At 41.9% G+C, this 23,397-nt stretch carries 26 protein-coding genes and 1 pseudogene; 6 read left to right on the forward strand and 21 right to left on the reverse strand.

The features are described 5' to 3' along the window. Nucleotides 1-25: 25 nt before the first annotated feature. Genes DW769_RS11250 through DW769_RS11260 form a run of 4 tightly spaced genes read right to left on the reverse strand, consistent with a single transcriptional unit; the run spans nt 26 to nt 1,279 of the window. Entirely contained in the window at nt 26-403 is a 378-nt protein-coding gene (locus DW769_RS11250) for an SdpI family protein (protein WP_117606933.1), read from the reverse strand. Between the two features lie 30 nt (nt 404-433). Then, entirely contained in the window at nt 434-619 is a 186-nt protein-coding gene (locus tag DW769_RS11255; RefSeq protein WP_005342831.1) for a DUF6440 family protein, read from the reverse strand. A gap of 36 nt (nt 620-655) precedes the next feature. Continuing rightward, nucleotides 656-826, reverse strand: a complete 171-nt coding sequence (locus DW769_RS16620) for a hypothetical protein (protein ID WP_015535374.1) — start codon at nt 824-826, stop codon at nt 656-658. A gap of 27 nt (nt 827-853) precedes the next feature. Next, nucleotides 854-1,279, reverse strand: coding sequence for a GNAT family N-acetyltransferase (locus DW769_RS11260; protein WP_117698774.1), 426 nt, complete (start codon nt 1,277-1,279; stop codon nt 854-856). A 381-nt stretch (nt 1,280-1,660) separates the two neighbouring features. Between DW769_RS11260 and DW769_RS11265 the strand changes: the two genes are divergently transcribed. From DW769_RS11265 to DW769_RS11290, 6 genes are read left to right on the forward strand one after another with little or no spacing between them, the layout of a single operon-like run. Further along, nucleotides 1,661-2,047, forward strand: a complete 387-nt coding sequence (locus DW769_RS11265; protein WP_004843919.1) for a plasmid mobilization protein — start codon at nt 1,661-1,663, stop codon at nt 2,045-2,047. Beyond that, nucleotides 2,025-3,578: a relaxase/mobilization nuclease domain-containing protein gene (locus DW769_RS11270; RefSeq protein ID WP_118427368.1), complete on the forward strand. Its 1,554-nt coding sequence runs from the start codon at nt 2,025-2,027 to the stop codon at nt 3,576-3,578. Before DW769_RS11265 ends, DW769_RS11270 begins: the two co-directional genes overlap by 23 nt. Before the next feature lie 29 nt (nt 3,579-3,607). Next, nucleotides 3,608-3,934 (forward strand): hypothetical protein, encoded by a 327-nt coding sequence (locus DW769_RS11275; RefSeq protein ID WP_029471619.1) that lies wholly within the window; start codon nt 3,608-3,610, stop codon nt 3,932-3,934. Continuing rightward, nucleotides 3,921-4,700 carry an FAD-dependent thymidylate synthase gene (locus DW769_RS11280; RefSeq protein WP_029471618.1) on the forward strand — a complete coding sequence of 260 codons (780 nt, stop codon included), beginning with the start codon at nt 3,921-3,923 and terminating at the stop codon, nt 4,698-4,700. The genes DW769_RS11275 and DW769_RS11280 overlap by 14 nt, the downstream gene beginning before the upstream one ends. Before the next feature lie 16 nt (nt 4,701-4,716). Further along, complete coding sequence (locus DW769_RS11285) at nt 4,717-5,103, forward strand: dCTP deaminase domain-containing protein (protein ID WP_226855245.1); 387 nt, start codon at nt 4,717-4,719, stop codon at nt 5,101-5,103. Between the two features lie 4 nt (nt 5,104-5,107). Further along, nucleotides 5,108-5,386, forward strand: a complete 279-nt coding sequence (locus tag DW769_RS11290; protein ID WP_118001297.1) for a helix-turn-helix domain-containing protein — start codon at nt 5,108-5,110, stop codon at nt 5,384-5,386. Nucleotides 5,387-5,516: 130 nt separating this feature from the next. Here DW769_RS11290 and DW769_RS11295 read toward each other — a convergent pair whose 3' ends face one another. From DW769_RS11295 to DW769_RS11375, 17 genes and pseudogenes are all read right to left on the reverse strand, one after another. Beyond that, nucleotides 5,517-5,945 carry a hypothetical protein gene (locus DW769_RS11295; protein ID WP_118427362.1) on the reverse strand — a complete coding sequence of 143 codons (429 nt, stop codon included), beginning with the start codon at nt 5,943-5,945 and terminating at the stop codon, nt 5,517-5,519. Between the two features lie 115 nt (nt 5,946-6,060). Continuing rightward, complete coding sequence (locus DW769_RS11300; protein WP_003864550.1) at nt 6,061-6,375, reverse strand: helix-turn-helix domain-containing protein; 315 nt, start codon at nt 6,373-6,375, stop codon at nt 6,061-6,063. A gap of 518 nt (nt 6,376-6,893) precedes the next feature. Beyond that, the gene (locus DW769_RS11310; RefSeq protein WP_005334798.1) at nt 6,894-7,778 is read right to left on the reverse strand and encodes a YodL domain-containing protein; all 885 of its coding nucleotides are present in this window, start codon (nt 7,776-7,778) and stop codon (nt 6,894-6,896) included. After that, the gene (locus DW769_RS11315; protein ID WP_005423594.1) at nt 7,768-8,028 is read right to left on the reverse strand and encodes a transposon-transfer assisting family protein; all 261 of its coding nucleotides are present in this window, start codon (nt 8,026-8,028) and stop codon (nt 7,768-7,770) included. Before DW769_RS11315 ends, DW769_RS11310 begins: the two co-directional genes overlap by 11 nt. After that, nucleotides 8,025-10,607, reverse strand: a complete 2,583-nt coding sequence (locus DW769_RS11320; RefSeq protein WP_118427358.1) for a JAB domain-containing protein — start codon at nt 10,605-10,607, stop codon at nt 8,025-8,027. Before DW769_RS11320 ends, DW769_RS11315 begins: the two co-directional genes overlap by 4 nt. Beyond that, a complete protein-coding gene (locus DW769_RS16625; protein WP_181967029.1) occupies nt 10,597-10,764 on the reverse strand; it encodes a hypothetical protein in 168 nt (55 codons plus the stop codon). The genes DW769_RS11320 and DW769_RS16625 overlap by 11 nt, the downstream gene beginning before the upstream one ends. A gap of 83 nt (nt 10,765-10,847) precedes the next feature. Then, a complete protein-coding gene (locus tag DW769_RS11325; RefSeq protein ID WP_117528492.1) occupies nt 10,848-11,897 on the reverse strand; it encodes a DUF5688 family protein in 1,050 nt (349 codons plus the stop codon). Between the two features lie 28 nt (nt 11,898-11,925). Beyond that, complete coding sequence (locus DW769_RS11330; RefSeq protein WP_117528493.1) at nt 11,926-14,037, reverse strand: DNA topoisomerase 3; 2,112 nt, start codon at nt 14,035-14,037, stop codon at nt 11,926-11,928. Between the two features lie 72 nt (nt 14,038-14,109). Continuing rightward, nucleotides 14,110-14,844, reverse strand: coding sequence for a CD1107 family mobile element protein (locus DW769_RS11335; protein ID WP_117528494.1), 735 nt, complete (start codon nt 14,842-14,844; stop codon nt 14,110-14,112). Further along, nucleotides 14,819-15,127: a DUF4315 family protein gene (locus tag DW769_RS11340; RefSeq protein WP_005334805.1), complete on the reverse strand. Its 309-nt coding sequence runs from the start codon at nt 15,125-15,127 to the stop codon at nt 14,819-14,821. The genes DW769_RS11335 and DW769_RS11340 overlap by 26 nt, the downstream gene beginning before the upstream one ends. Before the next feature lie 26 nt (nt 15,128-15,153). After that, nucleotides 15,154-17,397, reverse strand: a complete 2,244-nt coding sequence (locus tag DW769_RS11345; protein ID WP_117528496.1) for a C40 family peptidase — start codon at nt 17,395-17,397, stop codon at nt 15,154-15,156. Between the two features lie 51 nt (nt 17,398-17,448). After that, nucleotides 17,449-17,907, reverse strand: a complete 459-nt coding sequence (locus DW769_RS11350) for a hypothetical protein (protein WP_117528497.1) — start codon at nt 17,905-17,907, stop codon at nt 17,449-17,451. Further along, nucleotides 17,891-20,362 carry a VirB4-like conjugal transfer ATPase, CD1110 family gene (locus DW769_RS11355; protein WP_118750389.1) on the reverse strand — a complete coding sequence of 824 codons (2,472 nt, stop codon included), beginning with the start codon at nt 20,360-20,362 and terminating at the stop codon, nt 17,891-17,893. Before DW769_RS11355 ends, DW769_RS11350 begins: the two co-directional genes overlap by 17 nt. Further along, a complete protein-coding gene (locus tag DW769_RS11360) occupies nt 20,313-20,702 on the reverse strand; it encodes a PrgI family protein (protein WP_040466129.1) in 390 nt (129 codons plus the stop codon). Before DW769_RS11360 ends, DW769_RS11355 begins: the two co-directional genes overlap by 50 nt. Before the next feature lie 22 nt (nt 20,703-20,724). Continuing rightward, nucleotides 20,725-21,597 (reverse strand): VirB6/TrbL-like conjugal transfer protein, CD1112 family, encoded by an 873-nt coding sequence (locus DW769_RS11365; RefSeq protein ID WP_015514791.1) that lies wholly within the window; start codon nt 21,595-21,597, stop codon nt 20,725-20,727. Nucleotides 21,598-21,616: 19 nt separating this feature from the next. Continuing rightward, nucleotides 21,617-21,700, reverse strand: a pseudogene (locus DW769_RS11370) (Maff2 family mobile element protein); the annotation flags it as partial. A 90-nt stretch (nt 21,701-21,790) separates the two neighbouring features. Next, nucleotides 21,791-23,397: recombinase family protein (locus DW769_RS11375; RefSeq protein WP_118750390.1), on the reverse strand; the 1,607-nt coding region annotated here is incomplete at its 5' end.

Raw genomic sequence — 23,397 nt, forward strand, 5'->3', positions numbered from 1 at the left:
ATTTCTCAGTTTCAAAAACTGGAATTTATCGTCTTGTTCCATTCTTATCAAAATTCTTTTTTAATGCTATTTCTGTTGGGAGAATAGATCCAATTAAAGGAATAAGTTGAACACCACAGATAATTCCTCCTATACTCCCAACACAATCTTCATTTTTTCCAATTACTAAAAGCATGAATATTACTGTTATCGGCAACATAACCATTCCACAGACATACCAAACTTTACCACAATATTTATGAGCAAATTCCCATGTGTCTTTGTTCTTCATAGACATCGAGCTCCGATATCCAAATACTGAATTTATTTTCTTTGGAGCCTTTTTCATAAAATATCTTCCAAAACCAATCATCGTAAATGGAAGAAGCAAATCCATAATCAACATAAAAATCCAAAACCCCATTGTAAACCTCCTTTACTACAACTTTCGATTTTACTTTGTAACTATGACTTTTCCTTCTGAATCCAGAAGAGGTGTAATAGCCGCTCCATATCCAGATTTCCAACAAAGATAGTTAACCCCAGTCTCCTTATCTACAAGGATTTGGCGAACTCCTTCATCCTTAAGCTGACTTCCGTCTCTAAATGTAACTTCAAATCTTTCTTCTTTCTTTGCCATGTTTATTTCTCCTTTTTTCAAGCGTTAAATTCTAATTTAATAGCGCAAAAGGAAATATATGACATACACCCAACTAAGTAATCCATGAAAAATCGCCCAGCCGACAGACTTCCACGTTGTATAACTAATAACCATAGCTAATGCACTTCCAAAAGTTATTCCTGATTTTACCGTTTTCTTGACAGTCATTGATTTATTATCTTCCATGTTTGTTTCCTCCACAAATTCCGATTTCTATTTTCGTTTCCATAGCATAGTGTACTCTTTTTCACCAGTAGCTTCATCCAAGCCTTCACATTGAATAATGAACCCTTCTCTTTGGTAAAAAGAAATTGCTCTGGCATTCTTCTGGTATACATTTAACCGTAAGCTAACTTTTTTATCCTTAACATAATCTAATAAAAGCTTACCTATGCCACATGACTGCATTTCATCGGAGACAAAAATACCTTCTATATATTTATCATTTAGTCCTACAAATCCTTGTGTCATTTTATCTGCTTCAAACACATAAACTTCGTATTGTGACATCATTTCTTTTACTAATTCATAATTACTTTTCCAGTATTGATTGGAAATAAAATAATGTGCTTTCAGATTTGTCTTTAACCATATGTCAGCAACTCTATCGATATCTCCGTTCAGCAACTTTCTAATCATAACAAATTTCTCCACAACTACATTCTTTATGCTTTTCTCTTTTTTTCATTCTATCACAAGCTCACCATTAATCATCATTTTTTTGATATTTTTTCTTTTCCCCCACTGTAAAACAGCCTCTGAGCGTTTCGTTATATAGAAGGGTACACATACAGAGCAAGATCCACCCATGTTTAACAGTATTGCCATTTGGCATCCTGTCATCCTATGGGATTTATCTTGATGGGGATCTCCCCATACCCTCTCAATAACAGACGCTTCACTTGTCTGTTGGTTCCACCTAAAGGTGTTCACAGCACTATTTCTAATATCGGAAGGGACAGCCGATATTGAAATACGTGGACTCCCAGTGGGAGGAATAATCGTAGCGAAAGGAGGAATATGAGAACAGAAAACAAAGATAAAGAACTGAATCACAGACATTTTATAGGATTACGTCTTACCGATGTCGAACTGGATTTATTAGACCAAGGCGCTGCTTGTTTATCTGTTAGCCGATCAGAATATCTGAGGAAACTTCTATTGGAAAAGCAAATCCATCATCAGATTGAAGTTGTTGCAGACATGAATGATCTCAGAAAACTGGTCAGTGAATATGGAAAAATCGGATCGAATCTCAATCAGATTGCCAAGCATTTTAACAGTGGTGGCAGTCAGTCACGTGCTATAGAAAATGAGATTCATCAGTGCATCACGGACTTATTCCTATTAAGAAAAGAGGTACTGAAACTGGCAGGTGGTATGAATGGCAATCGTAAAACACATTAAAAGCAGAAATGCAAATTACTCGGCTGCTATCAATTATCTTCTGTTTGAACATGATGAAAAAACCGGGAAAAAGATTGTAGATGAATCCGGACGAAGCATCCTGCGAAAAGAGTTTTATATGGATGGACTGAACTGTGATCCGATGTCTTTTGACAAGGAATGCGAACTGACAAATGCTCATTTTCACAAAAATAAGAAACGTGAAGATATCAAAAGTCACCACTACATTATCAGCTACGATCCAGCCGATGTTACAGAAAATGGACTTACCGGCGAGAGAGCACAAGCAATCAGTTTGGAACTTGCAAAGCAGATGTTTCCTGGATATCAGGCACTGGTAGTTACTCACACCGATGGCCACAATGAATCCGGAAATATCCATACTCACATCGTCATCAACAGTATGAGGAAGACTGCAGTGGAAAGGCAGCCTTATATGGATAAACCACATGAAGAAGTTGCCGGATACAAGCATCGTTCCACGGATAAATTCATGAACACTTTTAAGAAAACTGTCATGGATCGTTGCCTACAGGAAGGACTTCACCAGATAGATCTTCTTGCTCCGGCTGAAAGAAAAATCACTCAGAAAGAGTATATGGCACAGAAACACGGCCAGCAAACAATAGATGAGATCAATCGGAAAATTATCGAAGATGGTCTCAAACCAACATCCACCGTATTCCTTACGCAGAAAGAATATTTGCGACAAGCGATTGATGAATGTGCTGTCACTTCCAGTAATTTTGATGAATTCCAATCTAAACTTCTGGAACTATTTCAGATCTCTGTGATTGAGCATCGTGGCAGATACAGCTATCTTCATCCTGATCGACAGAAGCGGATTTCTGAACGTGCACTTGGAACACGATATGGAAAAGAACACCTGGAACAGACCTTCTTACGCAAGGATCCATTGGCCATTCTCTACGTCAGATCTCACCTGTGCCTGGTTGTAAATCTCCAGACAAATGTGAAAGCAATGCAGAGCCCGGCTTATGCTCATCGGGTAAAACTTTCTAATCTGCAGCAAATGGCAAATACCATTATCTATGTGCAGGAACATGGATTTGATACGCAGTCAGATTTGAAAAACACACTGCTTGCATCAAAGCAGGAATTGAAAGAAATGCAGACACAGTTTGCTCAGCATCGGTCCAATCTAAGGACTCTCAATGATCAGATCCGCTACACCGGACAGTACTATGCAAACAAGGAAGTTTATTCCCAATTTTCAAATGCAAAGTACAAAGGAAAGTACCGGAAAGAACATGCGAAAGAAATTCAGAAATATGAAGAAGCCAGAGATTGGCTGAGATCCTTTTATCAGGATGGAAAGATGACAAGCCTAAAAACCCTGACTTTACAAAAAGAAAAACTGCAACAGCAGATAGCTTCCGAAGAAGAAGCAATAAGCAGCTTGAAAGAAAAATTAAAAGATCTGGACACTGCCGATCAGAATGTTGATGCCATTCTTCAGATGCAGATTCCAGAACCAGTGAAATCAAAAACCAAAGATCTCGAACGATAACTATTACAAAACAAAGGAGGAACTATCACATGACACAAGAAGAATTTAATGTTGTATTTGAACTTCAGATGAGAAAGTGTGCCGATATTCTGGCACATAAAAAGAAAGAATATACCGGTGATAATATTGACCGCCTCAGTGCATTCAAGATTGCTGCCGCTTTACAGAACTGTGATCCAAAAGCAGCACTGGCCGGCATGATGTCGAAACATGTCGTATCCCTTTACGATATGTGTTATTCCACTCTGTTACATTTTGACATGGAACAGTGGGATGAAAAAATCACAGACTGCATCAATTATCTGATCCTTTTAAAAGCTCTGGTAAAGGAGGAACAGGCCTATGGATCACATTGAAACAGCTATCTTAAACTGCTATGGAATCCGGGAAGCAGAACAAAATATGGTCTTTGCTGCCAGGCTCACACAACACGGTCATACGATTCAGAGCATGGCAGATCTGATGGACCTTTACCATCAATCCTACAGTCAGAAGACCGTAGAAAACATTGCGGGGCTTCCACATCCAACCGTACAGAAATTCATGGTCATTACCGTGGCTGTTGTTGGTGCAAGCAGACGCTTCCTGGCACAGATCACAAGGCATCAGAACGAAGTAAAGTACATGAGTGCATCTCTGCAGTACAGCAATTATTCCGGTCACGCTGCATTTGCTATTCCATATGGGATCATGAAAGCAGATAAAGAAATCCAGGATATTTACAAAAAAAGCTGTCAGTCAGATCTGGACCACTATACAGAACTCTGTGCCTTAGGCATTGATCATGATTCAGCCGGATATGCCACACCTCAGGGACTTCGAAACGTACTGATCATCAGTGCAACGCCTTACCAGTGGAAGCATATGATCGGTCAGAGAACCTGCAGAAGAAATACGGATGAAACAAGGATTGTGATGCTACAGATCTGGCAGAGATTGTACAAATTAAGCCCGATTCTTTTTGCACCGGATTTGACCGGTCCATTCTGTCAGAGAGGAAGCTGTATGGAAAAACAGATGTCCTGCCAGAATCCTATTTCAAAACTTTGGATACCGTCAGATATCTTAAAAGCAGATTATCCATTGCTCATCAGAAGGGAGGTGAGCAGCCATAAAGATTAAACTGATTGACTTTGGTCTGAAAGCAAATCATTATCCCTTCCGGCCACATGAAAATGATGCCGGTGCTGATGTATTCATGCCTTATGATTGCGTATTAAAACCAGGTGAGGTTGCAAGAATTCCACTTGGATTTGGTCTCATCATCCCCGATGGATTTGCCGGATATGTCTTTCCACGAAGCAGCATGGCAGCAAAAGGACTGGTATGCGAACTTCCACCGATTGACTCCGGTTACCGTGGTGAGATCCATGCCATTATCAGCAACGTGAGCACATCTTCTCAGATCATTCATAAAGACACACGCGTCGGTCAGCTGGTGATCACACCGGTTGTGATTGCAGACTTTGTCCTGGATCTCGGTGAAGAACGAGGAACTGGGGCTTTTGGAAGCACAGGAGAATAATACTATGATTACATTTGGAAGAAAATTAAAACACTTAAGACAGAAAAATCATCTCACCCAGAAAGAACTTGGCATGGCTGTTGGATTTCCCGACAGCTGTGCTGATGTCCGGATTGCTCAGTATGAAAGCGATGTCCGAACACCAAAAGAGGATCTTATGAAAATCTTTGCATCAACACTCGGTGTTCCGGTTGAACTCTTTACTGTACCGGTACTCTCAGAACCTAGGGAATATGAGGCGGCGGAGTATTGGAGGTATGAGTTAGGGGCGGAACTAGATTAATTGTCATAATACTGATATGAGGCAACGGATTTTCCGCTGCCTCGCTTTTATCATTTTGAGGGTAATTGAAAATATCCTCCTGTGTTGAGCAATCCTCTTTTTCTGCGCTTTATCTGCATATCTATATATTTCATTTTATTTCTGTTCCATCGATAAAAAGCACATATTTATCCGGATTATGAACAATATCATAATCTTTTCCATATTCAATCGGTCTAAATTCTATCTGCATAATGGATTTTCCATTTTCGATATCTTCTTTCCAAGAATATACGGTCATATCAAGGCTGGTTGCATATCCATGATCTGTAGAAAATTTTATTGAATGAAATGAATTCTCTTTGTACATTTTTAAAAGCAGTCTTGTAAATGCTTCTTTATCAGAAATTTTTTTTCTGTTAGCAACTACTGTAAGATTCTCATCTCTATTCATAGAAAAACTGCCAACTACATCTGGCTCACCTTCTTTATGCTTTAATAAGCTTTTCCCAATTATCATTCCAACAATAATCGAAAAAACGATAGCAACAAATACAAGTGTTATATTTTTTTTCTTCATTTTATCAAGTTCCTTAGAATTATATATAAGTCTTTAGAACTACTATATCATATTTTCACGTTAAACCAAATAAAAAAGAAGAGCAATAAGCCCTTCCATCTTCTTATTCACGTATTTATTCCACCAATGCTCTCACTGCATTGATAATTCTCTGTTGCTTTTCTTTAGGTAGTTTCTCTATCATTTCAGATAATTCATTCGTAACGCCGCTAACCGAATGTGTCACAACATCAATCAATAGTGTATCTGCTGAAACATCTAATGCATTTGCAATCGCAATAAAAGTATCAAGTTTTGTTACTTTCAGTCCTCTCTCTATAACACTTACATGAGTTGGACTCAAGTTTACCAGTGCTGCCAATTCTTCTTGTGTAAGATTCTTAGCTTCCCTTGCAGCTTTTATTCTCTGACCAACCGCCTTTAAATCCATTGTGACACCTCCTTTAGAACGATAATTCGGTCTAAAATTAGTATAACGATTGATCTTTAAAACATACAGAATCTACAGATTGTCAACTTGTTCTTTAGAACTATTTTAAATTAAAAAGGCCCAAAAGGGCACTTTCCCTTTTGAGCCTATACACTTTATCAGCTAACGTATTTTGCTTTCATTTTTTCTCATGGTCATGAGGCTTTTTTCTCTTAAATCGCATTCTATGAATCCTTCGACTGCTCTTTCTGTTCTTCAATAATTCGTTCGGTTGCTTTATGAATTCTATCCTTGGAATAGGGTGGTCTTAAATTCAATGATAACCGCCCTTTTTTAATCATATACGTTTCACTACCATCCTCCGAAGATCCTTTCAACCAGCAATCATCCGGATACTTCTCCGCAAAAGACCTCAACCGTTTCTGCAAGTTCTGATTGAAGGTATACACATCATAGAATCCATCATCTTCATTAGTCAGAATAATCGTTTCTTTTTCACACTTTAACCTTCGCATATTCTATCCCCGCTTTCTTTCCATTTCCTGATCCAGGTACTTTGGTATCGGCTTTCCGGACCGGCGAGCAATAGCAATCTGTTTCTGATGCAGTCGTTTGATTACGGACCTTCGTTTCTTAGGTTTATTATTTTGTTGATTTCGGGACGTCTGTTTGTTATTGCGTGCATCAGAAATTTTTTCCAGGTTCTTCTTCTGATTATTCACCAGACCGTCCACCATATCATAGTTAGCTTCTGTACCAGATTCTCTGCTTCGTTCATAAGTGCCGTTCTGGTAGAATTTCTGGTAATGTTCCAGACGGATTTTACCATCTTGTTTTAGCTGTTCGACCGGATTTAGCGGTACCTGCTGTTGGATGTAATCATGAATCTTTTGTTTTGTCTTTTCATCGAATTTCTTACATTCTTCGACAACCATTTTTCCATAAGCATCCAGGATAACACCCTGGGCCTGATCTCGGTATACCTGATGTTCCATCAAATAAAACTGTTTTCCATCAATAATGACGGTGTCTGTTGCAATCCAGTTCCCCTTTTTCCCATCAATCTGATAATTCTCAGTTTCCATAGTGATCAGTGCACCGGATGTGTTGATACGAATAAATCCGGCCAGATACTGTGGATAGTTCTCATCTACATAGTAGCAGCTGATTTCTCCATTCTTGTTCAATACGAGCACGTCACTGACTTCGCATTGATTTTTCGTCCGTTTCCAGATGTCAGCGACTTTTTCATTTTCCTGCATTTCATGAATCGAGATTAATCGGTAATTTTCGACAGTAATCGACACATTCTGCTGTCTTGCCTCTTGGTATGGCAGATGCCACAGTGCTTTTCCTGCTGTCTGCTGATCTACTCGGTAGACTGCAAATTGATTAAGCTTCATAGGCATCATCCTCCAAGTTATTCAGATAATAATTCAGATCCAGAGAATAGTAGTATTTGTCTTCGATCTGCTGTAATTTTCCAACTGTAGAATTGATGATCTCAATCATTTCATCATTCTCAGGATCACTTTCTTCCTGTTCCAAAACTTCCAAAGCTTCTTTCAGTGTTTGGATTGTTTCTTCCTTTGTGTGCTGCTGGAAGATAGCAGTAATAGTCAGTTCGTTTTCTTCCAGGTTTACATTTCTCATAGGCTCATTTCCCCCCTTTTCTTTTTCGGTATTGGTTTCATCTGTATATTCAGCTCCTTCTCGTTTTTTTCTTCGCTTATATTTTTTTCGTTATCCACTTTCTTATTGGATTTCAGAGGATTTTCCACATTTGGATGTCTTTCTTCCAAGTACTTTTCCACACGACTGATTGCATTTTGCACATAAGAGTTTTCTCTAAATCCAGGAATCGAATTCAAAAATTCTTTCTGTATTTTTCCTTCAATCATCAGGCTCTGCATCCCTTCATAATCACTTCCGTCTTTCAAATCAAAGCCAACACATTTCAGTCCATGCATACGTTCTGATGGGATTTTCTCATAAGCTTCCAAGGCTTCCGGTAATGTCAGGTCATAATGTACTTCACCCATTACAGGAAATTCAGCACATTCAGCCGCATAAAAGCTGATACATGTAAGATCATTTTCATAATCCACATTTTCTATTTCCGGGACAATATCGAGTATTTTTTCTCTTTGTGCTGCAAACTCTGGAAGTTCTGCAAATCCAAATCGATCCACGTAATATGCCTGCATATCCCCACCACGGTTTGTAATGATAACATCACTGACCGACATAGAATGTGCTTTATAATCTGCCGGTGGATTATCGTTGAATACGGCATACAAATCATCCAGCTTTTCATTTTCATGTAATCTGCCAGAATAGACACACTTATAATTTGCTGCATCGATTGTAATGCCATCTTCTTTGACCATTGCCATATTCATAAATAAATGTTGTTTTCCCGGTGTGTCTTCATCCACATGATAAATCGCATAGCGGTCACCATTACCTCTGAACATTTCTTCCTCTAGGGTATAATCATACTTAAATGGGTACATAGTCCGATCAACTCTCTCCGAAATATCCGTCCCTTCTGTAATCGTGTCTTCCAGCCAGTTTTGGATATCTCCCCATGATTCAAACTGTAGATAGCCGGCAATTTCATGTGTCCCATCCGGTGCCAGTACAATATGTCCCGGTTCGCTTTCCCGATAATCATAGCGGTATCCGGCTGCTTCCAGTGCATCTACCAGAATGCCGTATTTTTCATGTAATTCTGTTTTCTGTTTTTCTTCAAGAATGATTTCCAGTTCTTCTGTCAGCTGATCAATCATTTCACCGGCTGTCTTGCGGATCACATCCATAGATGCTTTCATTTCTTTCATTTCCCGGCTGCTGCTCCAACCTGCAATGTAAGGAAAACTGTAATCCGATGTATCCAAACCAAAGGAAGAACACACACAGTAAGCAACGGATTCAGCCTCGACCTCTTTTGTCAGACGGTCTTTTTCTACACCCAGGCTTTCCATGATTTCACTGTCATGCAGTTTTGCATGGGCGGTTTCATGAATAGCAGTCTTTAAGGTCTGGCTTTCACTGAGTCCTTTTTTGATCACGATTTCCTTATCTGCATTGTGATAATATCCATTGGCATTGCCATCGATCTCATCGAATCGTATCGGCACTGGGGATATTTTCTGAATAGCCTGCATGAAAGAATCAAAATCCTGCACAGCTGCAGTCAATAATTCCGGTGCCAGTGTCTGGATTGGTTCCCCGGATGTCTGAGCAATATCAAAGACGGTAACTGCTTTAAAATGTGGAACCGTAACTTCCACTTTTTCAGTCTTAGGTTTTCCATCGGTTCCCATGATCGGTCGCTGATTTTCATCCAGGACCTCTTTTTCCTTCATTTTCTTATATGGTGCTGGTGCGATGATCGTAATTCCTTTTTCGCCTTTCATGACCTGTCTACCCATGGACTGCCAGTTTTTGTAGCTGGTAACAAGTGTGGCATCCGGTCGTTGCATAGCAATCAGCATTGTATTGTTAAAGGAATAATTGTGAAACTTTGCCATGGTTTTAAGAAATTCCTGATAGCGGTTACTTGTAAAAAGTTCTTCCACACCGGATTCCAGTGACTGCATAATGCTGTCCATATCTTTTCCCTGAACCGGTAATGGAATTGTTGTTGTCTGCACCGTTGGAATATCTCTTACGTTATCTTTTTCTTTTGTATCTGTTACTTCTTCATAGGGTGCGATGGCTTCTGTCACCATTCCTTTAGTTAAATCAATGTCTTCAACACGAGTTGAAAAACGGATCCTGCTATCTGGAAATTCTCCTTTATCTCGAAAGGAATAGTAATTTCCATCCCGTCCTGTAATGATGTGATCAACCAAGGAAATCCCCATCAATTCACCTAATTCCTGCATTCTTGCCGTAGTCTGGATATCCGATGTAGACGGTGTCAGATTTCCGGACGGATGATTATGAATGAGCATCATTGAATGAGCATTAGAAAGAATTGCACTCTTAAATATTTCTCTTGGATTAATCAATGCTTCATTCAGCGATCCTACAGATACGATATTCATATTGATCGGTGTTAAATCTGCCTGTAAATTAACGATACAAAAGAGTTCACGATCCATCTGGGAGAGAAATTCATTCATAACACGAATGGCCGCATCCGGATTGTTCATTGGTTCTTTACTATAAAGGGGTGGCTGTTCCACCATACGAATTGCTACCTGCTCTAATTTATCTGCCATCAGCAACACCTCCAATCGGCACATTCATAATAAATTCCTGATCATGTAACTTCTCAATTTGCTTCTTCAAATTCCCAAACGAAAATGTGTGTAATAATTTTTTTCGATACTGGCTGTATCTTAAGCTTGTATTTGTTTTAATGTTCTCTTTCGTCATAATCTTCTCCTTTTCAAAAATGCCCCACGACATTTCCTTATGCCGCAGGGCGTTTGCTTATTTAACGGTTTTCATGCTTGGTATTAAAGTTCCATATCATGTTTCTTTGTTTTCGGTTTCTGATCTGGCTGTTCTTTTCCTGTTTTCTCTGTTTTTGCAGCCTGTGCTTCTTTTCCTTTCTGACGTTCTGTGAATCTGTCAGCTTTTTCAAAGACATGATCCTTTATATCAAAGTGATATACATCATTGGTAAGGCGTTCTGCAGGGGCTACCTGAGTGGCATTGACTTCTTTTACCATATCTCTTAACATTTCTGCATCCACTTGCCCGTCATCTGGCAAGACCAGCATTTCATGGATGGATGATGGCAAAATGAAGAAATCATTTCCAAGAAGTTCCCCCATGCTATCCATGAATTCCGGATAAAAGATCACACCGGCTCCATCAATTCTGTCTGTATTCGTAACAACAAAGAATGTCGGCATCTCGCTTGATTCCTGCAATGTTTCCTGCAGCATTTCACGTTCATCCGGTGTCAGCATGAGAATATTTTTCTGGTACATTTCATCTATCAATGCACCTATACTTGATACCTCCGGGATCATGACATGCGGTGAACTTTTCATTGCATCTTCATGAAGCTGTTCTGCAGAGATTCCATACTGTTCAAGCAGATCATTCTTGATAAACATGGAACTTAATCCATCCTGATCCTTGCCTACTGCCACATGATAGGTAATTGCGAGGTCTTCCTTCAGCTGATGTGGAGCATTTTCGAGTACTTCCTTATTTGCTTCGGCTGATGATACACGGATAAACAGCTTGTCCTTCACGTCTTCATAATTTAAAATGGATTTCAGATCAACCTGTATCGGTGCCTCAATAACTATATCTGCAATCTTTCTGCATACAGTTTCCATTGTTACGCCAGGCTGTGCTTTATATGCTTCATACAGCTGATTAAGATTGATCGTCGGGGTAAGCATCTCACCTTCTTTTCTCACCATCAGTCCCGTATAGGCACGATTCAGTTTCTGACACTCCATCGTTGATACTTCTGCATTCTCATAATCCTTCGGTAAAAAGAGTCTGATATTGTCCTTTACTTCATTTACAAATTCATTAAAATTCATTCTTCGTTTCCTCCTCTAATCTGTTTTCTTATTTCTTTTTGCTTTTGTTTTTTGGTTTCTTTTTGGGAAAGGATAAAGAAAAATTCACCTTTCCGGTTTCATCTGTATCCATATGGAGATCTGCCTCAAAGTACATATTTTTCTTTCTGGAATACAGGTCTTTTACATGCACACTTCCGTTTTTCAGAAGTTCTGCAGCCATCTTTTTATCCATGGTTTTTTCCATGCTCTGCAGATAGCGGTTGTCTTTCCAGAGAGCAAAGTGACAATCATGGTTGCTGCAATAGAAGTTGGTTTTACTTTCATATACCAGGCTTCCACATACCGGACAGGTTCCAATGCTTTCTCTGGTCTGAAATCTTCTTGTTTCTTCTTCGGAAATCGCATCGCATCCATTCAGCATCATGGTCAGCATGTTTTTGATCCCGGTCATAAACTGTTCCGGTGCAATCTCTCCATGCTCCATCAAAAGCAACTGGTTTTCCCATTCTGCAGTCATACTTGCAGATTTCAGGAAGTCTGGCAGGATCTCCACAAGGACTTTTCCATCATCTGTTGGAAGAATCTGTTTTCCTTTTCGGGTGGCATATTGGGAATAGATCAGTTTCTCGATGATACCGGCTCTTGTTGCCGGAGTTCCTAATCCTTTCTTTTCCGTATCTTCATCGAATTCCTTATTTCCAGCTGTTTCCATTGCCGCAAGGAGAGTATCTTCGCTGTATGGTTTTGGTGGCGATGTAAAATGTTCTGTCTTTTCTGCAGCTACAGCATAGAAAGTCTGTCCCTGGGTTACTTTCGGCATCCTCTCTTTCATTTCCTGATCCGGATCTACGATTGCCATGCGGTCCTTATTCTTGAAGCAGTTTTCAAAGAGTTTCCATCCATCCTGCAGAACAATCTTTCCTTTTGCTTTGAAGATTTCTCCCTGGCATTCCACTTCAATCTCTGTTTCCTGGTAAATGTGAGCCTTACTCATTGCCATGACCGTATGGACTGCGATCAGGAAGAGAATCTTTTCTTCCCAGGATTTCAGTTCATCCAGATGGCTGGATGCAAGCTCCATCGTTGGGATGATTGCATGGTGATCTGTCACTTTGCTGTTATTCATGACTTTCTTCACATCTGGCTGCTCCGGCTGATCAAACGGACCTGTCAGCTGATATTTCTCATAAATCTGACGAACCACATTTCTTGCGGTCTGTTCCATATCTTCTGTCAGATACTGGCTGTCTGTTCTTGGATAAGTGATCAGTTTCTTTTCGTACAGGCTCTGAGCGGTATCCAGTGTCTGTTTGGCTGTCATTCCATAGATACGGTTTGCTTCTCTTTGCAGTGTGGTCAGGTCATAAAGCTTTGGTGCTTTTACTTTCTTTTCCGTTTCTTTTACTGAAGTGACAATAGCTTCATTTCCATGGCATCTGCTTCTTAACTGTTCCGCCTCATCCGGATCAAAGATCTTTGGCTTTACTGCCGGAATTCCGTCACAATCCAGTTCTACATTGAAATACTTTTCTTTCTGGAAATTGCTGATCTGTCCGGCACGTTCCACCAACATGGCAAGTGTCGGTGTCTGAACCCTTCCAACGGTCAGCTTTTTGAAGTACTTTGTGGTGTAAGCTCTGGTTGCATTCATTCCTACCAGCCAGTCAGCCTGAGAACGGCATACAGCAGCTTCGGCCAGATGTCGGTATTCCTCTGCGGATCTCAGATGCTGCATTCCATCAAGGATTGCGGAATCTTCCAGAGAACTGATCCATAATCGTTTCACCGGCTTTTTACTTCCGGATAAGTCATAGACATGTTTGAAGATTAATTCTCCTTCACGTCCGGCATCACAGGCATTTACGACGTATTCAATTTCCGGACTGTTGAGCAGTCTTTTTAAGATATAGAACTGATCTTTCTTATCTTCTGAGACTGTAACTTTCCAGTCTTTCGGGATGATCGGGAGATCTTCATATCTCCACTGGTTAAATTTCTCATCGTAAGCATCCGGTGAAACATATTCGGCCAGATGTCCGAAGCACCAGCTGACCATACAGTCGGTTCCTTGTAAATATCCGTCTTCTCGTTCCTGGGCTCCAATCACTTCTGCGATTGCTCTTGATACACTTGGTTTTTCTGCAATTACTAAATACATGATGTATTACCTCCTTCATATAACGAAACGGAGAGAGCATGTTTTACAGCCCCCTCCGCTAAAAAAGTATATTTATTTTTCATTTTCTTCAAAATCTTCGTCTTCAGACTCTTCCTCATCCGGAACTTCTTCCAGTCCACCTGTTTCCAACCCTTCCGGCTGATCATCCTCGTCTTCCTCTTTCTTTGGCTTATAGATCTTGAAGTAGTAGTATGCTGCTACACCGCCGAGAGCCAGGATCAGGATTGTTGCCATTGCACCCATATTGGTTTTGGTAGATGCTGTTTTCTCCGGATCAACGGTAGCTTCCTTGTCTACATCCTCATTATTTGTTTCATCCAGCACAACCTTTGATGTATCTGGCTGTGGTGTTACGACAGTAGCAGTGCTGTCTTTATCCAGAAACTCTGACAGATCATTTTCATCAATCTGGGATAACATATAGACATTCTGGGATGTGGCACTGCGGTCGATCACGATATAGAAAGTATTATTATTCTTCGTTGTAACCGTAAGAAATTCCTTTGTGGAATCATCGGTAATGTCATCCTTAACTTCGCCATTTCCAGGTGTCGTAAATGCAGTTCCCTGGTCTGTTCCATCTTCTGGCAGCACCTCGTTTGTGTTTGTCGCCTCGTCCTTTTTCTCTTCTTTGTCTGTTGACTGTTCCGTCTGAGTTGTCTCTACTTTGGATGCCTCTGCCGATTCATCCACATAGGCAAATGCTGTGGTTGATGCTGTAAAAAGCATCATGACTCCCAACAGCAGTCCTGCCATTTTCTTATTCATTTTCTTCCATTTCACCATTCTGATATTCCTCCTTATTTTCTTCTGTGAATACAAAGGAGCCTGAACCTTCATCGTCAGACTCCCTGCTTACCTGAAATTTAACTTTTCCACTCTGGATACCATCCAAAAGATCATATAACTGATCATTATCCATCTTCATACCACGGATGCACCTGATCATCTCATTGTCCTCTTCCTGCTTTAATGCAGCCTGGACACCCCTAAGATATTGCTGCAGATCCGCAATCTTTTTCTCTGTCTTGGCAATCTCATCCAGATATTTTTTAATCTTTTTATTCAAACTTTCACCTCCCTTCGTTCACCCCTTTATGGCAGTCTTCCAAAGCACATGAAGTGTTGCTGCCAGTAGGATGTGCTGATATTTGAGTAATGGATCGGATCCCCACAATGGATCATCATATTGTTACCGACATAGATACCCACATGGCTTGCACCAGATGTGTTATACGTTCCCTGAAAGAAGATCAGATCTCCTGGTTTTGCTTCTTCCGGTGATACATAAGTACATACGCCTCTTAATCCATCCGCGGTCAATCGTCCATAGTTCCATCCATTACCACAGTGGTTAATGACATAGGATACGAAACCTGAGCAATCAAATCCGGACGGAGAGTAGCCACCCCATACATAAGGTACTCCCAGATATTTTTCTGCTTCCCGGATCATCCGGGCAAATTCTTCATCCTGCAGTGCTTCCGGTGGAATCTCATAGCTCATTCCATTACCGCCTGATCCACTGGTTACATTGTTTACATCCCACAGATAATTTCTGTTTCCATAGGTCGTATTTAATGCATTATAGATGATCAGCTGCTCCGCATTCAGATTGGCTCTTGCCAAAGCATCAAAGCTTCCATTTGTCAGTGTCACATATAGAATCTTCTTAGTGCTTGTACTGGTAACCGTTACTTCCTGACTGCCATTGTCATCTGCGATATAGGCTTCCCAGGTCTGATGTCCATGAGCAGAAGCGGCAGCATGGTTATCATAGTAAACGTCAAACTGCACACCATATCGTGCAAAGGCTCCGGTATCCTCAACTGTGTATTCCACACCATTCATTACTACCTTAGTGCCAATCGGCACAAATGGATTGGAAGCATCTACAGCAATGGTATGGTTTGCAGTTGGATATGCACCACTAGCAGTTGGTCCTCCGGACCATACACCACAACAGATTCGACAGTTACAATATCCACTGGTCACTACCTGTCCCAATGATTCTCCGACTCGAACATTTCTGGTTTCTGTCACCGTTTCTGTTCGACCTTCAGTATTCAGATGATATTGTGCTTCAAAAAGAGCTTGCAGTTCATTTTCAACATCTGAGTACGTCCAGTCCCCATATTTTGCGGTAAGATACGAGATAAGATGGTATGGATTATGACCAATCTCAGCAATGTTGTACTGATACTCGTCATAATTTGGATGTCTTCGTTCCATCTCATTGATCTGCTGATTCAAGGCACTTTCCAAAGCAGCATATCTGTTTTCGGCAGCATAAATATCCTCGTCTGAACTTGGATACGTTGTAATACCGATCACAGATCCAGCACCCTCGATAGAAGCACTGCAGCTCCCCAGAGATACCGCTATGACAAGAAAAAGAAGCGCAAAAATACCGATGCCTGCGAACATGGCACAATTACGCTTTATGATCTCTTTCAAGGCGATCTTTGCTTTTACCGTCATGTTCTCGACACCGGAAATGGTTGTTGCTCCACCCAGACTGCCAGCGGATTTTCCGGCTCTGGTTGCTCGGTAAGCATCCTTATATCGTTTTTTCTGGAAGAAGCGGTTATAGAAATGTCTCTTTTGTTCGGCTTTCTTTACCGTTTCTGCATTCTTGACTCCTTCCATACTTTCTGCAGAACCAAATTTCAGTTTCTTTTCTACGGTAGCCTCACGATAACCTCTGCGATGGGTTTTCACATCCGTCCGTTTGCTGCGGATCTGAGCATGACGCAGACCACGTAACGCATCTTCTGTTTCACGCTCTACAAGTCTGGCACTTTCCACACCTGCATTTTCATCTGTTTCTTCCTCTTCGGAAGAGACTGCTTTCATGCCAGATATAACAGCTTGTGTAGCAATGTATTTCCCGGCTGTCCCTCCCGGTTTCATGCCAGCACCTTTCACCATCTGATTTCCTTCATCATCAAAAGATAATCTTCCAGCTTTTGCCTGTTCTTTGGTCATCTGTTTTTGCAACTGTTTCTTCCGAATGGATTTCTTTTGGCTGTTCAGATTATTATCATCATCCGGGATTTTTTCATAACGATGCAGTTTCTTTCGATATCCGGATACTTTTTCTTCCGGTGTAACTTCAACTGTATCCTCAACAGCTTCCTGCCGGACAGAAGATTTACGGACTTTCTCCATCTGCAGTCGTTTTCCTTTTCCCGATTTTGTATCTTCATTTTCAGCCTTTTTTCGTTCCCGTTCAGGAACAAATTCTTCCTTAGTTTCCGGTCGCCCCCGGCTCCTGTGACTGATATCTTTTATGCTGCCATCACGGAGATTTTCTTCTGTCAGACCATCCCTGGTCATCTTTGCGACCTTTTTATCTTTGCCTTTAAATTTTTTTCCAGCTATAGGTCATCACCTCCAGGCACAACTTTTCTTTCTGTACTCATTCAGTTCCTGGCGTCCAATAATCGGGATACCAGGATAACCATCTGCCTGTATCCTGATTGCCGGAGAGCTCGCCTGGATATGAAATACCCAGTTCAATTCACTCGGATCTCTCGGCCAGAAACCATTGATCAGCATAGCCTCCTTGAACTGATTGTTGTGCAGATGGATCTGGGTACGTTTATACAAAACTTCTTTCAGATCATCACTAGTAAGATGTGGGTAGATCTTTTGTGCCGGATAGAAATTCCAGAATACCCAGTCAAGGATAATGTTCTGTGTTTCCAGCGGAAGCTCATACAGATGATGTTCATCATTGACTGTATGAACACGGTATCCAGGCTGCGCATTTTCCAGATTTTTCATCTGAATGTAAGGATTATCCTGGTTCCACTGCCTGATTCGGATCTTATCGATTTCCTTCATGTTTTTCCGCCTCCATTTCTTTCTCTCGTTTTTCAACTTCTTCCGGTTTTGTAGTCATCAAACTGTACAGCTTCAAGGTCTTATCGAACTTGTCCTTAAATGGAATAATTGTTGTTCCATAGAAAAGAAGTCCTTCTCCTTCCCCGGAATTCGTCACATAAGACAACTGATATGGGGAAATATTCAGCTGTTTTGCGAGGATCTGTCTGTCACCTGCCGCCTGGTTCAGCATCAGGATAAAATCACTGTTCTCAAAGATATTTTCAATTTCCCTGCTGGCAAGAAGATCTTTGATATTCTGTGTGATACCAGTCGGTACGCCTCCCCATTTTCTGAATCTCTTCCAGATTTCTACGGAGTAAGCTGCTGTCTGTTCTTCTTTGAGCAGAAGGTGGAATTCATCGATATAGTACCTGGTAGATTTGATGCCACGGTTGATCGTAACTCTGTTCCATACCTGATCCTGGACGATGAGCATTCCGATTTTCTTCAGCTGCTTTCCAAGTTCCTTAATATCAAAGCAGACAATACGGTTATTCAGTTCCACATTGGTTCTATGGTTGAATACTTTCAGTGATCCATTTACATAGATTTCCAGTGCTGTTGCAATTCTCTGGGCCTGGGGTTCTTTCTGCTTTCTGAGGCAATCATACAGGTCACCAAGGACCGGCATATTTTCCGGTTTTGGATCTGCAAAGTACTTCTGATACACCAGTGGAAGACAACGGTCGATCACTGATTTTTCCTCTGCTTCAATACCATCCCTGCTTCCCATGATCAGCTCACATAAGGACAGGACAAAATCGGATTTTACACCAAGTGGATTGTCATCATCGGAATAATCCATATTGATATCCATCGGATTGATATAATCCTTACTGGTTGGTGAGATGTGTACTACCTGTCCGCCAAGTGCATGGACCAGCGGGTAATACTCGCCCTCCGGATCTCCGATGATAATGTCATCCTTCGTAACAAAGAACGCATTGGTGATCTCTCTTTTTGCTGCAAAGGATTTACCGGATCCAGGTGTACCAAGGATCAATCCATTCGGGTTTTTCAGCTTTTTACGATCCACCATAATCATGTTGTTACTAAGGGCATTCAATCCGTAATATAAGGATTCTCCCGCCATAAATAGTTCCTGTGTCGTAAATGGAACAAAGATTGCTGTGCTGGTAGTCGTAAGAGCCCGCTTGATCGGGATATGATTTACTCCCAACGGAACACTACTCATAAGTCCTTCTTCCTGCTGATAATCCAGACGTTTCAGTACACAGTTATATTTCTGGGCGATACCGGCAGTCTGGAAGATGGCATTATCCAGTGCCTGCTTTGTCTTTGTGGTATTTAAAAAGAGCGCTGTTACAAGGAACATACGCTCATTTCGTGACTGCAGGTCTTCCAGAAGCCTTTTCGCTTCTCCGCCATACGTGTTCAGATCCGATGGGATAATATCCATATCATATCCGGCCCGGACTGCTTTTTTCTGTTCTTCGATTTTCATACGATTGATATCCGTCACTTTGCTTTTTACCAGCTTGATTGCCTTCATCTGATCCACCGACTGCACATGCAGGTTGACGATCAGGTTCTTATCAATATCCAGAAATTCTGCCAGCATCTTATCCGTAAGCTCCGGCGCCAGGATCTGCAGATAGGAGACAGCCCCGATGGTATTTCCCATCTGGAATGTATTTCTGTCCCGGAACACAAAACTGGTCGGTGCCACATAATCCTTTGTATTGAGTCCTGTCCGGATCATGGATCCATAGTCAAACTGGAAATCTGTCATCACATCCGGATTGAATGTCTCATACAGGATCTGCAGACGTTCCACGCCATTCAGCGGATATGCCGGAACTCCCAGAATCTTAAAGTTATTCAGGATATCCGACTCGATACGTTCCAGCTTTGGTTTTGCCTCCCGGATATTTTCTGCTTCAATGGCAAATGTGATATATTTTGACTTCACCAGACCGTTGTTTCCTTTTGCCAACTGCTGTTTCAACATCTTTGCATATTCCATGCGAACATCATCAAAAGCATCCTCCTGTGGCCGGATCTGGATCACCTGCTCAAACTCCTTCATGCTGCTCTTATGATTGATAAAGCTCAGCTGAAAATGGATACTGGCATCAAAGTAATTGAGGAAATCACACCAGTTTTCAAAGATTGCATTTTTATCTTCATTCTGAGCCAGCTGGTAGTTGATGTCATAAAAGCGGATACACTTAGAATAAGTTTTTCCCTGTACCCTGCAGATTCCATCTCTTCCCATTTCCTTATAAGCGATCGACTGCTGGACGGACAGTTTTTTCTGCCTGCGTTTCTCTTCCTGCTTTTCTTTTTTCTTTTTCTCTTTTCTGTCTACTTTTTTGTATCCGGTATCTGCGACAGTTTTCTTATTTTTCTTTTTTCGCAACCGTTTTTCCTCCTTTCGGTTTTCCTGCATCCGGAGACTGTCTGATCTGTTCCGGATCTGTTTCATAATAGTTTTCAGTTTCATATTTTCTGACGGATGGACGAAGAAACTTCACCCGGATCATATGCATCAGAACATCTTCCAGATGCATCCCGTCTTTTTCGTACATGGCAAATAAAAATGCCGGTAACATCAAAAGCACCATGACCGTTGCTGCATTACTGTTTCCCATCACATTACGCAAGAGGAAATAGCTTGGAATTCCCATTGCAGCACCTATACCAATACAGATCAGCTGTCTTTTAGTCAGGTTAAATGCTACTTTATTCTTTACCTTCGTTAAATCTTTCGGTACGCTGACATATGCCATGATTTTCACTCCTTCCTGTAATTTAGTGCGCGTTAAATATCGACTTACTTAATGATGCTGTCTTAAAGAGGCTGTAACATAAGATTACTGTGTAAGCCATAACGCCAAATAATGAAGAACTCAGATTATCTGAATATTGGATACCTGCAACAAGCACTGCATAGATTGCAACGCATACCATCATCAGAAATGCCTGGAAAGCCAGGGCAAAGAGTCCTCTGAAATAATTCGTGCCGATCTGCCCCCATTCTCTGTTACTCATAGTTGCGAATGGAATCGGCGCAACTGAGGTATATAGGTAAATCTCTATCATACGTCCATACATGATCACTGTGATCAGTACAGACAGGATTCTCATACAGAAGCCGGCGATAAGGGTTTCCAGCGCCAATACAACAAGTTCTCCGATTTCCATACTTTCCAGGGTTGCGGAAAGATCCGTCAATGCCGAAGAAATATCAATGGCGGTACTTCCTGTGATAACACCGGCCGCAGAATTAACTACGTGCTGGCCCACATCGAATACCGCCATTGTGATTGTAAATGTGTTACTCACCAGATAAACCGCGATCCACATTTTTACGAAGTACTTGAAAAACATCCAGGTATCAATATCATGCATGTTGTTACGCTCGGTCAGCATAGAAATCAATTCGTAGCAGAGTACGAGTGTGATAATAATACCTGCGATCGGCATGATCACGGAATCCGATAGGTTCCGGATCATACTGAATATGCTGCCGTTCCACCCTTGCGGGGTCTGTCCAACCTGGGTAGCGATCTCACCGGTCTTTTGATTGACATCAGTAAACATCGTGTCCAGGTTGGAAGTGATCATCCCGGTTAAGAGTTCCCTCATCCATTCCTCAATCGCATCAAAAATCTGACTGAACATGGATCTCTACTCCTTTCTCTTAACCAAATAATCCACTCAGAAGCGGGATTAGCTGTGTTCCGATCAGGATAACACCACCACCGCTCATCAACTGTTTTATCCCCAATTAGGTGTAAAACTCTGCTCGATGGCGGGCGGCGGCGTACAAAAAATCTATATGGTATTTTTAAGAGAACCGTCCCGGCGGGACAGGTCAGGCAGTGACCTGTTCCACCTCCGGGATGGGTTTGAGATTAAAATGAATTTCGATAGAAATGTGTCTTGTTTTATCTTCGTCAATGCGCTCATGCACGACGATTTCTTTGATTAAGCGGTTGAGGGTGGCTGCGTCCAGCTCTGTGATGTTGGCATATTCCTGAATGGCTTCCACCCATTGTTTTGCGTCATTGGCAAGCTGGGCTTCATCGGACAGCCGCTTCCTGCCCTCGGACACTTTTGCTTTAAGCTCCGTCTGCTCGGTCTGTGTCTTTTCCAGCATGGTGTTGAAATTCTGCTCACTGATACGCCCTGCAATCATATCCTCATACAGCCGCATGACCATTTTGTCCAGAACCTCAATCCGTTCCTCGTCCCTTGTAAGGGAGCGTTCCATTGCTTCCCGCTGTTCCCGCTGCTCGGCTTCGCAGGTATTGGTCAGGCGGTCGGCAACCGCTTCCCCGTCCATCAGGGCGGCTCTGGCACATTCCCGGATTTTTCGCAGCACATGGCTGTAAAGGGTGTCATAATCAATCCGGTGCTGGGTGCAGTGGTTCTTTCCAAAGGCATTGTAGGTCTTGCAGGAATAAATCTGCTGGGGATGTTTTGCGTTTGTGTAGCGTATCGTCAGCGACTTCCCACACTCGCCGCATTTTATCAGTCCGGCAAACAGGCTGATTTCATTGGTCTGCCCCGGACGCTGGCGGGATTTCAGCTTGTTCTGCACAATATCAAAGCTCATGCGGTCAATCAGCGGTTCATGCTGTCCCTCCACCACAATCCAGTCGTCCGGCTTCTTTTCCCCAATCGTGCCGATTTTGAAACGGTAGTCTTTTTTCTGGGAAGCAATCGCCCCGGTGTAAACGGGATTCATCAAAAGGTCTTTGATAACGGAGAAGTCCCACATATACCGCCCATTTTCCGGGTCTTTCTTTTCCCATTTGGTTCGGGTATTGCGAAGCCCCCGTTCCCGGTTCCACCATGTAGGGCAGGGGATTTTTTCTTCCTCCAGCCGTCTGCGGATATAGTTCGGACCATGACCGTTTAGGGCATATCCGAAAATCAGCCGCACAATCGGGGCGGTTTCCTCGTCAATGAGCAGATGGTTTTTGTCCTCCGGGTCTTTTCGATACCCAAACGGGGCAAGACACCCGGTAAACTGTCCTTTCTGCGCTTTCAGAAGATAAGAGGAATGGACTTTCTTGGAAATATCCTTGCTGTACATCTCGTTCAGGATATTCTTGAACGGGGCAATATCGTTGTTATCCCGCAGGGTGTCGATACCGTCATTCATGGCGATATAGCGGACACCGTTCCTTGGGAAAAAGTCCTCAATCAAATGCCCGGTTTGCAGATAGTTACGCCCCAGTCGGCTGAGGTCTTTCGTGATGACAAGGTTGATTTGCCTGCGCTCAATGGCTCTCAACATTCTCTGTAAATCAGGACGCTCCATGTTAAGACCTGTGAAGCCATCGTCCTGATAGACTGCCACAACCTCCCATCCCTGCTTTTCGCAGTATTTTTCCAGCATATCACGCTGGTTTGCGATACTGGCACTTTCGCCTTGCAGGTCATCGTCCTTTGACAGCCTGCAATAGACCGCTG

Source organism: Blautia sp. AM29-29 (assembly GCF_003480555.1).
Taxonomy (GTDB): Bacteria; Bacillota; Clostridia; order Lachnospirales; family Lachnospiraceae; genus Fusicatenibacter; species Fusicatenibacter saccharivorans.